13 protein-coding genes are annotated in these 15,444 nt (G+C 62.9%); 8 read left to right on the forward strand and 5 right to left on the reverse strand.

Translation table 11 applies throughout. The features are described 5' to 3' along the window. Positions 1-25: 25 nt before the first annotated feature. From JOE69_RS12380 to JOE69_RS12390, 3 genes are read right to left on the reverse strand one after another with little or no spacing between them, the layout of a single operon-like run. Complete coding sequence (locus JOE69_RS12380; protein WP_309799147.1) at positions 26-622, reverse strand: TetR/AcrR family transcriptional regulator; 597 nt, start codon at positions 620-622, stop codon at positions 26-28. Continuing rightward, the gene (paaK, locus tag JOE69_RS12385) at positions 619-1,926 is read right to left on the reverse strand and encodes a phenylacetate--CoA ligase PaaK (RefSeq protein WP_309799149.1); all 1,308 of its coding nucleotides are present in this window, start codon (positions 1,924-1,926) and stop codon (positions 619-621) included. Before paaK ends, JOE69_RS12380 begins: the two co-directional genes overlap by 4 nt. Beyond that, a complete protein-coding gene (locus JOE69_RS12390; protein ID WP_309799151.1) occupies positions 1,923-2,345 on the reverse strand; it encodes a hotdog fold thioesterase in 423 nt (140 codons plus the stop codon). Before JOE69_RS12390 ends, paaK begins: the two co-directional genes overlap by 4 nt. A gap of 178 nt (positions 2,346-2,523) precedes the next feature. Here JOE69_RS12390 and JOE69_RS12395 point away from each other — a divergent pair, with 178 nt between their 5' ends. The 3 genes from JOE69_RS12395 (at position 2,524) to JOE69_RS12405 (ending at position 7,464) form a co-directional block, all read left to right on the forward strand. After that, positions 2,524-4,146, forward strand: a complete 1,623-nt coding sequence (locus tag JOE69_RS12395; RefSeq protein ID WP_309799153.1) for an LCP family protein — start codon at positions 2,524-2,526, stop codon at positions 4,144-4,146. A 91-nt stretch (positions 4,147-4,237) separates the two neighbouring features. Beyond that, complete coding sequence (gene pta, locus JOE69_RS12400) at positions 4,238-6,340, forward strand: phosphate acetyltransferase (protein ID WP_309799155.1); 2,103 nt, start codon at positions 4,238-4,240, stop codon at positions 6,338-6,340. Positions 6,341-6,348: 8 nt separating this feature from the next. Continuing rightward, a complete protein-coding gene (locus JOE69_RS12405; RefSeq protein ID WP_309799158.1) occupies positions 6,349-7,464 on the forward strand; it encodes an acetate/propionate family kinase in 1,116 nt (371 codons plus the stop codon). A gap of 104 nt (positions 7,465-7,568) precedes the next feature. On the opposite strand, the gene JOE69_RS12410 is transcribed toward JOE69_RS12405, so the two are convergent. Continuing rightward, positions 7,569-9,719, reverse strand: a complete 2,151-nt coding sequence (locus tag JOE69_RS12410; RefSeq protein ID WP_309799160.1) for a S9 family peptidase — start codon at positions 9,717-9,719, stop codon at positions 7,569-7,571. A gap of 53 nt (positions 9,720-9,772) precedes the next feature. Next, entirely contained in the window at positions 9,773-10,657 is an 885-nt protein-coding gene (locus tag JOE69_RS12415) for an NBR1-Ig-like domain-containing protein (RefSeq protein ID WP_309799162.1), read from the reverse strand. A 433-nt stretch (positions 10,658-11,090) separates the two neighbouring features. Here JOE69_RS12415 and JOE69_RS12420 point away from each other — a divergent pair, with 433 nt between their 5' ends. The 5 genes from JOE69_RS12420 to paaD all read left to right on the forward strand — a co-directional run bounded on the left by JOE69_RS12420 (position 11,091) and on the right by paaD (position 15,444). Beyond that, a complete protein-coding gene (locus tag JOE69_RS12420; RefSeq protein ID WP_309799164.1) occupies positions 11,091-12,509 on the forward strand; it encodes a M23 family metallopeptidase in 1,419 nt (472 codons plus the stop codon). A gap of 307 nt (positions 12,510-12,816) precedes the next feature. After that, complete coding sequence (paaA, locus tag JOE69_RS12425; protein ID WP_309799166.1) at positions 12,817-13,794, forward strand: 1,2-phenylacetyl-CoA epoxidase subunit PaaA; 978 nt, start codon at positions 12,817-12,819, stop codon at positions 13,792-13,794. After that, positions 13,794-14,090, forward strand: coding sequence for a 1,2-phenylacetyl-CoA epoxidase subunit PaaB (gene paaB / locus JOE69_RS12430; protein ID WP_296362215.1), 297 nt, complete (start codon positions 13,794-13,796; stop codon positions 14,088-14,090). The genes paaA and paaB overlap by 1 nt, the downstream gene beginning before the upstream one ends. After that, on the forward strand, positions 14,087-14,938 hold the full coding sequence (gene paaC, locus JOE69_RS12435; protein ID WP_309799168.1) for a 1,2-phenylacetyl-CoA epoxidase subunit PaaC: 852 nt from the start codon (positions 14,087-14,089) through the stop codon (positions 14,936-14,938). The genes paaB and paaC overlap by 4 nt, the downstream gene beginning before the upstream one ends. Next, positions 14,935-15,444, forward strand: a complete 510-nt coding sequence (gene paaD, locus JOE69_RS12440) for a 1,2-phenylacetyl-CoA epoxidase subunit PaaD (protein ID WP_309799170.1) — start codon at positions 14,935-14,937, stop codon at positions 15,442-15,444. Before paaC ends, paaD begins: the two co-directional genes overlap by 4 nt.

The following is a 15,444-nucleotide window of genomic DNA, read 5'->3' on the forward strand; positions in this document are numbered from 1 at the left end:
TCGGGGCCTGGAAGTGGGGCAGGTCTCAGCTGCGCAAGCCGTCGAAGACCATTGAAATGATCTGGTCCGCGAGTTCCGCCGCAGTGAGCGGCCCACCCGGGCGGTACCATTCCACGATCGAGTTGATCGTGCCGAAGAGCAAGCGTTCCGCGGTCCGCGCGTCCACATCCGAGCGCAGCGCCCCATCGGCTTGGGCCGCCGCCACCAGTGCCGCGATCTCCCTGTCGAAGTCGCGTCGCCGGCGCAGCGCGCCACGCTCCATCGCAGTGTTGCCGCGCAGCCGGAGCAACAACGTGACGTAGGGCAGTTTGTCCACCAGGACGGCCACCGTGCCGCGCAAAACGTATTCGAGCCGGCCCTCGGGCGCCCCGGAACTGGCCCCGGGTTCGGACAGAATCGCCTCCAGCCCGCCCAAGGCTTGATCGAGGGCGAGCTCCAGCAAGGCTTCTTTGGAGTCGACATGGTGGTAAATCGCAGATTTCGAAACGCCGAGCCGTTCCGCCAGCAGGCCCATCGAGGTAGCCTCATAACCGTGCTGGTTGAATGCCTCGACGGCGATCCTCAGCACGGTTTCCTGATCGTAACCGGGCCTGCCGCGCTTGCTCCCCGTGGCAGTGCTCATTTCGGCTCGCGCAGATCGTACACCCGGCGGAGTTTGCCGTTCGAACGTGCCAGCGAACCGGGTTCGACGACGGCGATGGTCGCGGAGGAGCCGATGTGCACTTTGATCTCCTTGCGCAAGTTGTCTGCTGCCGCCTCGCGTTGCTGCCCGGTGGTTCCTTCCCGGGGCTCGATCTTGACGGTCAACTCGTCCATTCTCTGGCCGGCCGGCCGATTGATCTCCAACTGGAAGTGCGGGCTCAGGTCTGGGATCCGCAAAGCGAGTTCTTCGATCTGGCTGGGGAAGAGATTGACCCCGCGCAAAATGATCATATCGTCGGTCCGCCCGCCGATCCGGGCCATCCGACGCATTCCGGGGCTCGCGGTCCCGGGCAGCAGCTTGGTCAAATCCTTGGTCCGGTAGCGGATGATCGGCAGCGCTTCTTTGGTCAACGTGGTGAAAACCAATTCGCCGACTTGGCCGTCCGGCAGTGTCGCATCGAGCGAGAACGGGTCGACGATTTCGGGGCGGAAGTGGTCTTCCCAGATATGCGATCCGTCCTGGGACTGCACGAACTCGCCGGCCACGCCGGGACCCATCACTTCGGAGAGGCCGTAGATGTCGCAAGCCTTCAGATCGAGGCCGGATTCCAGTTCTTGCCGCATCTCTTCGGTCCAGGGCTCCGCTCCGCAGACTGCGAACTTCAGCGACGAACTGCGCGGGTCCATCCCCTGATGCCGCATGGCATCCATGATGGTCAGCAGGTAGGTGGGCGTGCACATGATGACTTCCGGCCGAAAATCCTGGATCAATTGGATCTGCCGCTCGGTTTGTCCTCCGGACATCGGAATCACGGTGCAGCCCAAGGCTTCCGCGCCGTAATGTGCGCCGAGCCCGCCGGTGAACAGTCCGTAGCCGTACGCGATGTGGACCTTGTGGCCGGGCCGCACGCCGGAAGCCCGCATCGAGCGGGCCACCAGGGATGCCCAGGTTTTCAGGTCTTGCGCGGTGTAGCCGACGACGGTCGGCCGGCCGGTCGTGCCGGAGGAAGCATGGATCCGGGCGATCCGCTCTTGCGGGACGGCGAACATGCCGAACGGGTATTCGGTGCGGAGGTCCTCTTTGGTGGTGAACGGAAAACCGGCGAGGTCCGAGAGCTGGCGGAGGTCCTCGGGCCGGACTCCGGCGTCGTCGAATTTGCGCCGGTACAGCGGAACCCGCGCATAGGCATAGGCGAGGGTGTGTTGCAGCCGGCTCAACTGCAACGCTTCGATCTGTTCCCGGTCGAAGCGTTCCGCGGAACCAGTCTCGGTCAGATCAGTCACTGGGTGCTCCTGCGGGTGGGAATGGTCCGGGAACGGCCGCGGAACTCGGCAATCAGTTGCTGCGCACCGTCGGCTGATTCGGCAAAAACCTGGACGTCATAGAGTCCGCTCCGGCCATTGCTGGAGCGCCGATCGGCCACCGCGGTCAGCTTCTGCCCGGCATGGCTGGGTGCCAGGAAATTGATGTCCGCACCGGCTGCAACGGTCTGGCTGCTGCCATCGGAGCCGGCCGGGTTGCAGGCGAAGGCGAAGGCGGAGTCGGCCAGCGCGAAGATCATTCCACCGTGGCTGACCCCGAATCCGTTCATCATCTCCGGGCGCAAGACCATAGACAGGGTGGCGTGGCCATCGTCGATTTTCTCGATCGCCACACCGAGCCAGCCGGAGGCGGCATCGTCAGCGAGCATGGGGTGCGTCATAGAACCTCCAGAAAGCTGATCAGGCCGGGCTGGTTTACTGACCGAATGTTCATTAGGTAATCCGGTTTTCGGATCTGTGTCAAGACTATGACGTTGTCCTCAGCGGATGCTCAGCGGGCCCTGTTGGGCGCGGGCATGCGGTATTCTCAACCCTTAAGCCACCTTGAGGGAAGAACAGATGCGAGAAGCCGCCACCAGCCGTCGGAATCGACGGCGTGAATCACCGCGCCATCTGACGTCGCCGGATGCCCCGGCCTCGAACGGCCGGATTGTCGGGCTGTTGTTCCTCAACGTGATTCTGCCGGGCGCTCCGCGGTTCCTCCGTGGGTCGAAGGGCTGGTCGAGGTGGGTTTTCCTCCTGATTCCGGCGATTTTCTGGGCGGCCGGGTCCTACTTGGGCGTATCGGTGCTCGTTGATCGGGCCTCCGGGATTTCCTGGGTCACGCACCCGGGCCGATCCTTGGTCCTGCTGATCGGACTGATCCTGCTTTCCGCCTGGTACTTGGTGACTTTCCTGGACATTTTCGGCCTGATCCGATTCCGCAGGCTCCAGCCGGGCGGCAAAGTACTCACGGTGCTCGTCCTGGTTCCGCTCTTGGTCATCACTTCAGGGGGCACGGGGTATGCGGCGTATCTGCTCAATCTCAGCAGGAATGCGCTTTCCGATATTTTCACCGGTCCGCTGAGCGGAGGCGATGGGAAGCCGGTCTCGCCGTTCTTGAACCCGGTGGACGGACGATACAACTTCCTGGTCATGGGCGGCGACGCCGGGGAAGACCGGACCGGGCGGCGGCCGGACAGCATCATGGCGATCAGTGTGGACGCGGCAACCGGTGCCACCGCGACGATCAGCGTGCCGCGGAACTTCCAAGGTGCACCATTCCCGGCCAGCTCCCCGTTGAAGAAGGTGATGCCGGACGGATTCAGCTGCGGTGATCAATGCATCATCGGGAATCTGTATTCCAAGGTCACCGAACAGTACTCGTCGCTCTACCCCGGAGTGGCCGATCCCGGGGCCAAAGCCATGATGGAGACGGTCAGCGAGATCCTCGGCTTGACCATGCAGGCGTACGTCATCGTCGACATGGACAATTTCTCCACCTTGATCGATCTCTTGGGCGGGGTGAAGGTCAACGCCGGCGGCTGGGTGCCGATCAGCGGCGAGGCTACCGACGAAAACGGCGGGCATCTGCCGCCGGAGGGCTGGATCGCCCCCGGGCTGCAAACGCTGAACGGATACCAGGCGCTCTGGTACGCCAGGTCCCGGGAATGGACCACCGACTATGCGCGCAGCCTTCGGCAACAATGCGTGGTCCAGGCCCTGGTCAAACAGATGGATCCACTCAAAGTGCTGACCAAATTCGGCGAATTGGCCAAGGCCGGCACCCAGATCATGGAATCGGACATCACCACGGACCAACTGAGCACCTTCGTGGAATTGGCACTGAAATCCCAGAGCCAGGAAACGAAGCGGCTCACCTTGGGTCCGCCGGATTTCAGCACCGAATTCTCCACCTATCCGGATTTCGAACAGATCCGGATCCGGGTCGCCCAACTGCTGGGCAAACCGGTACCGTCGCCGTCGTCGACCGGCCGCGCGACGACTCCGCCGATCGGAACCCTCACCCCGCCGCCGACCTCCGAGGGCACGCCGAGCGGCACACCGAGCGGCACGCCGAGCGGCACGCCGACTCAGGGTCCGCCGCTCACCGAGCAGTACCTGCAGCAGCTGGCCCGGATGGGGGCCACGAACACCTTGGTGGAATTGCTCGCCAACAACGGGACGTGTTCGCCGGGCTAACCCGGCACCGGGAACTGTGAACCGGGCAGGAAAGACGAGTATTTGCTCACAAAGCTCCCGGTAATGCGCCTGGCTTTGACAGGATGGGGGAGTGACTCAGGGAATCTACGTCTCCGCTGCAATGCCGGGCTCCGGCAAATCGCTCATCACGCTTGGCCTGGCTGATGCCCTGCATCGAAGGGCAGACCGGATCGGTTTCTTCCGTCCGATCATTTCCGAAGCCGACGCCGGTCAGGACCCGATGGTGGCGATGATGGCCAGAACCTTCGATCTCGCACCGAGCGTCTGCCGGGCGGGGCTGACTGCGCAGGAGGCCCGGACCCTGCTGGCATCGGGGCAGCGCGAGGAAATCGATTCGCGCTGCGTGGCGATTTATGCGGAGATCGCCAAACAAGTCGACGTCGTGATCGTCGAAGGCACCGATTTGACCGGGCAGGACGCCGCGGTCGAATTCGACCTCAACGCCCGGCTCGCCAACAATCTGGGCTGCGTGGTGCTGTCCGTGGTCAGCGCCAAAGACCGTACGACGGCGGAAGTCGCCGACGCGGTAGACGTCTCCAGGAAGGCCCTGGCTGCCGCCAACTGCACACTGCTGGCCATGATGGTCAACCGTGCGGAGCCCGCGGAGTTGGCCGAGATCGGCGCATCGCTGCGTCCGGGAGTTTCGGGGAAGCCGGTTTACATCCTGCCCGAAATCGCCCAAATCTCCCGCCCCACCGTCGGTGAAGTCGCTACCGCGCTGTCCTTGCGGCAAATCGCAGGCAGCTCCGAACAGGAGCGCGACGTCGAATCGATCAAGGTCGCGGCGATGAGCGTGGGCAATTTCCTCAATGTGCTCGACGCCGGCGCCCTGGTGATCGTGCCCGGCGACCGTGCCGACGTCATGGTGGCAACCCTGGCTTCGACATTTTCACCGGAATTCCCGGTACCCTCCGGGATGATCCTCACCGGCGGTCTGGCCCCGGACGCGCATATCTACCCTTTGCTGGCACAAGCGCCGTTTCCGATTTTCGACAGTCCGGAGGACACCTACCACACGGCCAAGCAGGTCAGTGAAGTGCGGAGCGAAATCTGGTCGTCGCAACGCCGCAAAGCGGCCGCTGCACTCGGCGCCTGGTCCAAGCACGTGGACGAATCCGAACTGCTGCACCGGATCGACATCCCGCGCCCGGTCCGGATGACACCGCTGCGGTTCCTGCACGAACTGATCGAGCGGGCGCGGAGCGACCGGAAACACATCGTGCTCCCGGAAGGCGGCGATGTGCGGATTCTGCGTGCCGCGGAGATCCTGCACCGCCGCGATGTCTGCGATCTGACCGTCTTGGGCGAGCTCAACCAGGTGCGTGAACTGGCGGCAAGTCACGGCATCGACCTGAGCGGGATCACCTTGATCGACCCCGCGGCCAGCGAACTGCGGGAGGAATTCGCCGAAGAATATGCGCGGTTGCGCGCACACAAAGGGATGGACCTGGGCCGAGCCCGCGAGATCATGCTGGAGCCCTCGTACTTCGGCACCATGATGGTTCAGCTGGGCGTGGTGGACGGCATGGTGTCGGGCGCGGCGCACACCACCGCGAACACTATCCGGCCGGCCCTGGAATTCGTCAAAACCGCCGACGGCGTCAAGATCGTCTCCTCGGTGTTCCTGATGCTGTTGCCGGATCGGGTACTGGTCTACGGCGATTGCGCGGTGAACCCGGAGCCGAACGAGGAGCAACTGGCCGATATCGCGATCGCCTCGGCACAGACTGCGCAGCAATTCGGGGTGGAACCCCGGATCGCCATGTTGTCCTATTCCACCGGGGAGTCCGGGACCGGCGCTGCGGTGGACGAGGTCCGGGCGGCGACGGAACTGGTGCGCAAACTCCGGCCCGATCTCCCGGTCGAAGGCCCAATCCAATATGACGCTGCGGTGGATGCCTCGATTGCGGCGTCGAAATTGCCGGCTTCGCAGGTCGCCGGGCAGGCAACGGTGTTCATTTTCCCGGATCTGAACACCGGGAACAACACGTACAAGGCGGTGCAGCAGTCCTCCGGAGCGGTCGCCGTCGGGCCGGTATTGCAAGGCCTGCGCAAGCCGATCAATGATCTTTCCCGGGGCTGCACGGTTGAAGACATCGTCAATACGGTGGCGATTACTGCGGTCCAAGGCCAGAATTCAGCGGCGCCGGCCGTGCCGAATCAGGAAGCATAGGAGTCCCGATGCAGGTTCTCGTGATCAATTCAGGGTCTTCTTCGCTCAAATACCAAGTGCGGGACATCGAAGCCAACGAGGTGCTCCTGGAAGGGCTGATCGAAAAGATCGGCGAGCCGGAGGTGCCCGATCACGCTGCAGCCTTGGAGCTGGTCAGTGCGGCGCTGGGCGACACCCGGATCGACGCGGTCGGGCACCGGGTGGTGCATGGCGGGGAGCGTTTCAGTTCCCCGGTGCTGATCGACAACGAGATCATTCGGGCGATCGAGCGGCTCAATCCGCTGGCCCCCTTGCACAACCCGGCGAATGTGCTGGGGATCCGGGCGATCGCGAAAAAATGGCCGCAGCTTCCGCAGGTGGCGGTTTTCGACACCGCGTTCCACCGGACCTTGCCGGAGGAGGCTTGGCGCTATGCGCTTCCGGAAGAGCTGTACCGGAACCACGGGATCCGCCGGTACGGCTTCCATGGCACCAGCCACCAGTACGTCACCGGGCGCAGCGCCGAATATCTGGGGATTCCGGTGGCCGAGTTCGACGGCGTGATCGCGCATCTGGGCAACGGCGCGTCGATCACCGCGGTGAAGTCGGGGAAGAGCATCGACACCTCGATGGGCTTCACTCCGCTGGAAGGTTTGGTGATGGGTACCCGCAGCGGGGATTTCGATCCTTCAATTCTGGTTTTCCTGGCCCGGCAGGGCTATGACGCAGACCAACTCGACGCCTTGGTCAATCGGGAGTCCGGACTGTTCGCGCTCGCCGGCAACAACGACATGCGAACGGTCGTCGATGCCGCGGCAGCCGGCGACGCCGCGGCGAAGACTGCACTTTCGGTGGCGGCCTACCGGCTGGCGAAATACATCGGCGGCTACCAGGTGGCCGTCGGCGGGGCCAAGGCCCTGGTGTTCACCGCGGGGATCGGCGAGAACTCGGCGGAATTCCGGGCTTTGGTGGTGGACCGGTTGGCAGCGCTGGGTTTGTTCCTGGACCGCGAGGCGAATGCGCTGTGTTCGAAAGAGATCCGGACGATCAGCCGCGAAGACTCTGCCTTCCCGATCCTGGTGGTGCCGACCGACGAAGAGCGAGCGATCGCCGAGGCCACCGCTGCGGTCGTCGCGGCGGGCTGAGGGGTGGGTCCCATCCAGTCGGCAAACTCACTGGGCTGCAACGAGTATGTCCCACTGAGTGCAGCGACTCAGTGGGACATACTGCGACGGAAAGATGAGCGCGCTCAGCCTGCAGTATTTCGGGGCGGCAATTCCGTCGCACCGAGCGCATCGGCCAGGAACGCGTAGTCCCAGGCACGGGTCTTCCAGCCTTCATATCGGCCGGACGCGCCGCCATGGCCGCCGTCCATCTCGACCTTGAGCACGATCGGGGCCTCGCCGGTGCTGGTCTCACGGAGTGCCTGGACCCATTTGGCGGGTTCCACATAGAGCACCCGGGTGTCGTTGAAGCTGGTCACCGCGGCGATCTTGGGGTAGGCCACGGGCCGTACGTTTTCGTAGGGGGTGTACTCCTTCATGTACCGGTACACCTCCGGATCGGTGATCGGGTTGCCCCACTCCTCCCACTCCAGGGCTGAAAGCGGCAAGTCCGGATCCAGAATCGTGGTCAACGCGTCTACGAACGGCACCTGGGCGACGACTGCGGCGTATTTTTCCGGTGCCAAGTTCAGGACCGCGCCCATCAGCAAGCCACCGGCGGATCCGCCCATTGCCGCGATTCGCGTCGGATCCGCCCAGCCGGATCCGGCCAGCCAATCCGTCGCGGCGACGAAATCCGTGAAGGTGTTCTTCTTGTTCAGTTTTTTGCCGTCTTCGTACCAGGCCCGGCCCAGCTCGCCGCCGCCGCGGACGTGCGCGATCACGAAGACGATGCCGCGGTCCAGCAAGGAGAGCCGGGGGATCGCGAAGCCGGGGTCCATGCTCGCTTCGTAGCTGCCGTAGCCGTAGATCACTGCGGGATTGCCGGCGTCGCGGGCCAGATCCGCGCGCCGGATCACGGACAGCGGAATCCGGGTGCCGTCGTCGGCTGTGGCCCACTCGCGTTCCGCGACATAATCGGAAGCCCGGAAACCGCCCAACACCGGAGTTTCCTTGCGCAGCACCAATTCCCCGGTGGACAGCAGGAAGTCGTAGACCCGGGGCGGGGTGACGAAGGAGGTGTAGTTGAGCCGGACCAGCGGAGCCGCGAACTCGGCCAAGGACAGCTCGACGGTGTACAGCGCTTCGTCGAAAGCCGGTTCCACGGGTGGTGCCAACAGGTCCGCCAAAGGCAGGATCTGCACTTTGTCGGTGGTGTCTTTGCGGACCGAGATGAAAGCGTGGCTGGCATTGGACGCCGTCCCGTTCACCCGCACGGTCTCGCTGTGCTCGACCACCGTGGTCCAGGCCTGCTGCTCCAGCGGTTTGGCCAATTCGGCGAACGGCACCAAGGAAACCATCGAGTTGCGGGCATTCCGGTTGTGCGTGATGATCAGCTGCTTTTTGCCGTCCACGGTGACCGGGTCCACGTCGTAGAGCACCCGTTCGTCGCGGGAGATCACGGTGGTCAAACCGGCCTCGCGGTTGCCGAAGTCGAGGATCCGGGTTTCGCTGTACTCCGAGCAGCCGATTGAAATGAGCAGTTGCGAGCGGTCTGCGGAAAGATCGAATCCGGTCCACATGCCCAGGTCGTCTTCTTGGTAGAGCACGGTGTCCTGTGCGGCCGGGGTGCCCAGGATATGCGACTTGATCTGGTAGGGCCGCCAGGAATCGTCGACGACGGTATAGAACAGCTCGGTGCCGTCGGGGGAGAAGGCGATGCCGTAGAAGATATTGCTGATCTCGTCGTCGAGCAGCGTGCCGGTTTGCAGATCTTTGATCCGCAGGGTGAAGCGTTCGTCACCGGCATTGTCGACGGCGAAGGCCAGGAGTCGGTGGTCCCGGCTGAGCGCCTGGCCGCCGATCGAGAAGAACGGCTTGCCTTCGGCTTCGGCATTGCCGTCCAGCAGGATTTGTTCGCCGGGGACCGGTTCGCCGGCGGCGACCGTGGGCGGCGTCCAATCGGCAAGCGTGTCCCCGGTGTCCGAAGCCGCCACCCGGCAATGGATCGCGTATTGCTTGCCCTCCTCCATCCGGACGTAGTACCACCAGTCGTCGCGGCGGTAGGGGACCGAGAGGTCGGTCTCCTGGGTCCGGGTCTTCATTTCATTGAAGATCGCTTGCCGGAGCGGTTCCTGGTGTTCGGTCACCTGGTCGGTGAAGGCCTGTTCGGCTTCCAGATGGGCTACCACCTCGGGATTTTCCTTCTCGCGCAGCCATTCGTAGTTGTCGGTGAAGACGTCGTTGTGGTGGCTGCGGGTGACGGGGATCTTCTTGGCGATCGGGGCGGAAGTCATGCTGCTCACTCTATTGCGCAGTCCAGCGGGGCCGGAAGCGCGTTCGCTGCGGGCTATCTTCCGGGCTCTCCCTCGTAGCGGCAGGCCAGATCTTCCGATTGCTGATGAAACCGGGCTTGAGACTGGACTTCGATGGCCAGGATCAGCCCGCTGGTATAGAGCTCCGGCCAGCAGAAATCCCCGTTTTCGTGGATCATTTTGAAGCGCACTTCGCTGAACCCGGGAAGCGACGGAGCTCGCAGACGAACTGAGATCGTGGCGACTTTGTCCGGCATGGTATCCGGAATGGGAATGATCATGGCCGAATGGGGATAGTAGATCGTCAGCGGAGTCAGCCGCTGGATCGAGCGATTGACCCAGGGGACGTTTCCGGCGTTCCTGAGTAGCCAGGTCTTGGTGAACTCGGCGTCTTGCGGAAGGATCGTTCCGTCCGGAACGGTTTCACTGATGAATTCGTTGCGGTCGAAATAGCTTCCGGTCCCGGCGGTTTCGGGATCGGCGCTCCACCCCGGGTTTCCGGCAGGGCGCAGGACCACTCGTTGGGTTTCCCGAGAGGCTACGGCGTAGTGCCGGAAGGCCTCCCCGGATTGCAGCGCCTCGCGCAATGCATCAACCAAGGCTTCTTGGAAGAATCTTCTGGCATTCTGCCCGGACTTGTAGGTGTAACTCAGGTGCGGATCAAATCCTTGCGCTCGTTTGTACTCCATGAACGCCCAGGTGTCACGGAATTTTTTGGTGAATCTTCCGGTGAAGGCCACTGCCGGATTGCCCAGTTTCACCAGGTAGGTGTCGTGATCATCGGGCACGACGTTGCACATGATGAAGGCCAGCGCCCCGCGGAGTCTTGCCCGTCGGTCCGACTCGGTGAATTGGCCGGATCCTTCGGCTCGTTGCGCCGCGAAATAGACCAAGTCGTTGAGGTCGCGTTCGTTGGCCATCGTCGAATTGAAGACATCCCTGGCCAACTCGGCGAGTTGCGGGCAGCTTCCGGGCAGTAGGTTCGGACTTTCGGTCCGGCTGGTGAATCGGGCCGAAAGTTCCTGGCAGCATAATGCGATAAGGGCCGAATCCATTCTAGTTGTCCCCCTTGGAATGCCCAGACGTCTCCGGTCAGGAAAACCTGCGGTGCCGAACCGGTAGACAGCTGCAAAGCTTTGTCTCGCCTATCGTAATGCTTCGGCATGCGTCCGGGTGCAAATTGTACTTTTGGAAGCTTTCCGGGAAGTCATTGGAAATCTCCGGAGAAAGCATATTCCGTCCGGGAATCCCCGCTTAGGGTTGATCTCGCCCAGCGGCGTGGCACATTGAGTGCCGGGGCCGGCGGACTTCATGCCGCAGAAAGATTTTTGTTCAGCTAAGGGGAATCAAGCAATGAAGATATTGAACCGGGTTTCGGCGGCAGTTGTCGCCACGGCGTTGCTGGCAGGCGGCGCGGTGATCAGTGCGGGTCCGGCTTCGGCGGCAGTTCCGCTGTACTTGCCGTTCACCGCGGGATCGACTTATCAAGTGACGCAATACCCGCATCTCAACCAGGGGCCGTACAACGACGGCGCGATGGACCTGGCTTTGCCTTCCGGGACTCCGGTACTGGCCTCGGCCCCGGGAATAGTGCGCGAAGCGGGCCAGTCTTCGATTTGGCAAGAAGGCATTTCGGTCATGGTGGACATCGGCAACAATGTCTGTCTGCAGTACCTCCATCTGTCCGGGGTGAATGTTTCAGCGGGCCAGCAGGTGTCCCAGGCCCAGCAGGTGGGCAGGTCGGGAAACACCGGCTACTCGAGCGGGCCGCATCTGCACTGGAACACCGTGAGCTGTTCCAGCCGGCAAGCCGTAGGGTCCCTCAACGTCGTCGAGTACCCGGGTGGAGTCCGGAACGGGCAAAACGTCACCAGCCAGAACCGGCCGGCTGTGCCGAACGGCCAGCCGAATGACACGGTGGTATTCCAGGCTAATACCGGTTCGCTGTTCCAAGTCGGCCCAGCTGGAACTTCCGACCTGAGGTTGGGGGTCATGCCGGGAACCAGCCCGTCGATTGCGAAGCTCGCGAATGGCCAAAACGTGATCGCGTTCCAGGCTAATACCGGTTCGCTGTTCACGACGGGTGCTGGTGGGACGAAGGATTGGGGTTTCGGGATGATGGCCGGGACGAGTCCTTCGGTCACTGCGGTGGGCAACGACTTTCAGATCAGTGCCCAGGCGAACACCGGTTCGCTGTGGACGTTGGGCGCTGGGGGAACCCGTGACCTGCGTCTGGGCATGATGAAGGACACCAGTCCTTCGATTACGACGTTGGCGAATGGCGCGACGGTGACGGCGTTCCAGGCTAATACCGGTTCGCTGTTCACGACGGGTGCTGGTGGGACGAAGGATTGGGGTTTCGGGATGATGGCCGGGACGAGTCCTTCGGTCACTGCGGTGGGCAACGACTTTCAGATCAGTGCCCAGGCGAACACCGGTTCGCTGTGGACGTTGGGCGCTGGGGGAACCCGTGACCTGCGTCTGGGCATGATGAAGGACACCAGTCCTTCGATTACGACGTTGGCGAATGGCGCGACGGTGACGGCGTTCCAGGCTAATACCGGTTCGCTGTTCACGACGGGTGCTGGTGGGACGAAGGATTGGGGTTTCGGGATGATGGCCGGGACGAGTCCTTCGGTCACCGCGGTGGGCAACGACTTCAAGCTCTCCGCCCAAGCTAATACCGGTTCGCTGTGGACGTTGGGCGCTGGCGGTGCGGGCGACCTGCGTCTGGGCATGATGGCCGGCACCAGCCCGTCCGGCGGGCGCTGAGCCCAGGCGCAGTCCCCACGAGCGAAAGCCCGGGCCCGGACCATCCTTGACTTGGATGGCCGGGGTCCGGGCTTTTGCGACTCGGGGTCATCGTGCGGGCCGGATCAGCGCGCAGGACTAGGCACGTCTGACGGACTCGGCAGAGCGAATCGCCGGAATCGTGCCATCTCGACGTCCGAGTCCCTCACTGGTGCCCGGCTTCCAAGGTCCGGCCCGGCGTTGACCTCCGCGGATCCTCCCGGATATACTGAACGAACGGTCAGTAATTCGATTCCGGACGCGGAATCCGAACCCGTAGGGAGCAGCAATGGCGCAGACCTTGGAATCGGTACCCACCGATGCCGCCGACCTCGCCGGCCAAGCCGCCTTCGACCGCGTGATCGCGGCCGATTCGCGGATCGAGCCGCGCGACTGGATGCCGGAGGCCTACCGCAAAACCCTGGTCCGGCAGATCTCACAGCACGCGCACTCGGAGATCATCGGCATGCAGCCCGAGGCCAACTGGATTTCCCGGGCGCCCAGCCTCAAACGCAAAGCCATTCTGATGGCCAAGGTCCAAGACGAGGCCGGTCACGGCCTGTACCTGTACTCGGCGGCTGAGACGCTAGGCACCCCGCGGCAGAAAATGACCGAAGACCTCATCGCGGGCAAGGCACGCTATTCCTCGATTTTCAATTACCCCACGCTGAGCTGGGCCGACGTCGGCGCGATCGGTTGGCTGGTCGACGGCGCCGCGATCTGCAACCAGGTGCCGCTGTGCCGCGCGTCTTACGGCCCCTACGGCCGGGCGATGGTCCGGGTCTGCAAAGAAGAGTCGTTCCACCAGCGCCAGGGCTTCGAGATTCTGCTGGAATTGGCCAACGGCACGCCTGCACAAAAGCAGATGGCGCAGCACGCGGTGAATCGTTGGTACGCGCCGTCGTTGATGATGTTCGGCCCGCCGGACGATGATTCGCCGAACTCGATCCAATCGATGGCGTGGAACATCAAGCGGTTCTCCAATGACGAACTGCGTCAGCGCTTCGTCGGCATGATGGTGGAGCAGGTCGAAGTACTTGGTTTGACGCTGCCGGATGATCAGATTCGCTTCAATGACGAGACCAATAAGTGGGAACACGGCCCACTGGATTGGGACGAGTTCAAAGAAGTTCTGGCTGGTCGGGGTCCGTGCAATTCTCAGCGCCTGGAGCGTCGTCGGGAAGCGCATGAAGACGGTGCCTGGGTACGCGAAGCTGCTGCCGCTTACGCCGCGCGCAAGCACGCTGAGCAAGAAGGAGTTGCCTGATGTCTGAAGCGCAGAATCAGCCTTGGCCGCTGTGGGAAGTGTTCGTCCGATCTTCCCGCGGACTTTCGCACGTGCACGCTGGATCCCTGCACGCGCCAGATGCCTCGATGGCGTTGCGGAATGCTCGCGATCTGTACACCCGCCGCAATGAAGGCGTCTCGGTCTGGGTGGTGCCTGCGGAAGCCATTTCCACCTCGGACCCGGATTCTAAGGGTGCGTTCTTCGAATCACCGCAGGGCAAGGACTACCGGCACGCCACGTATTACACGAAGAGCGAAGGCGTGAAACACCTGTGACTTCAGAATCAGCCACCAGAATTACGCCGGGTAATGCGCTCCGCCCGGAAGATATTGCCGACGCCGGCGCGAAGCCCAGCGAAGCCGTCGCCGAATATGCGCTGCGGCTTGGCGACGACGGTCTGGTGCTGGCGCAGCGGCTGGGCTGGTGGATATCTCGCGCGCCCGAGCTGGAAGAAGATGTGGCGCTCGGCAATATTGCTTTGGACGAATTAGGCCATGCCCGCTCTTTTCTAAGCTATGCCGCTGGTGCATTCAGCCGCCCGGACGGCACACCGCAGACCGAAGACGATCTGGCCTATTGGCGCGGCGAAACCGAGTTCCGCTGTGCGCAGCTTTTCGAGCAACCCAATGGAGATTTTGCCCGGACTATTGCCCGTCAGCTGGTCGTCTCGGTCTTCCAATTTGAGCTGTACTCCCGGCTGCAACACTCTAGCGACGCCACCTTGGCGGCGATTGCCGCTAAGGCAGTCAAAGAGGTCGACTATCACCGCGACCACGCTAGCCAATGGGTGCTCCGGCTCGCGCTCGGCACCGAGGAATCCCGGCGTCGAATGCTGCATGGTTTGGCGCTGACCTGGCCTTATGTTGCAGAACTCTTCGACGAAGACGAGCTGTATCTGACGCTCGGCAATGTTGCCGACGGCGGTGTGGCAGTTCCGCCGTCGTCGTTCCGCGCTGAGTTCGATGCCTTCATTGACTCGGTGTTCACCGAAGCTGAGCTCGAAGTGCCGCAAACTCCGCGGGTGAGCGGCGGCGGCAGACGTGGACAACACAGCGAACACCTTGGTTACCTTTTGGCCGAGATGCAGGTGTTGGCGCGCGAGCATCCGGGGGCCGGCTGGTGAAAACCCTGAATCGAGAACTGCCGGCTCAAGAAGACCTTTGGGACATTGCCGCTCGGATCAACGATCCGGAGATCCCAGTACTCAGCATTGCCGAGCTGGGCATCCTGCGCGCGGTTGAAGCAGCTGAGCACGGGGTAAAGGTGACGATTACGCCCACCTACTCGGGCTGCCCGGCAATGGATGCGATCCGTACCGACTTGATCAGCGAGTTCCGCAAGGAAGGACTTGCCGCGCAGGTCGAGTTGGTACTGGCACCGGCTTGGACCACGGATTGGATGAGCGAATCCGGCAAGGCGAAACTGGCTGAGTACGGCATCGCGCCGCCGACCGGCCGGTCCGGAGTCGGCAGCCAGAGCGGTCCGGTCCGGCTCAACCTGGCGGTCAAATGCCCGCAGTGCGATTCACTGGACACCAGGGAACTCACCCGTTTCGGCTCCACCTCCTGCAAAGCGCTGTACCAATGCCAGGAATGCCGGGAACCCTTCGACTACTTCAAGGTGCACTGA

Origin of the sequence: Arthrobacter russicus (assembly GCF_031454135.1) — a bacterium.
Taxonomy (GTDB): Bacteria; Actinomycetota; Actinomycetes; order Actinomycetales; family Micrococcaceae; genus Renibacterium; species Renibacterium russicum.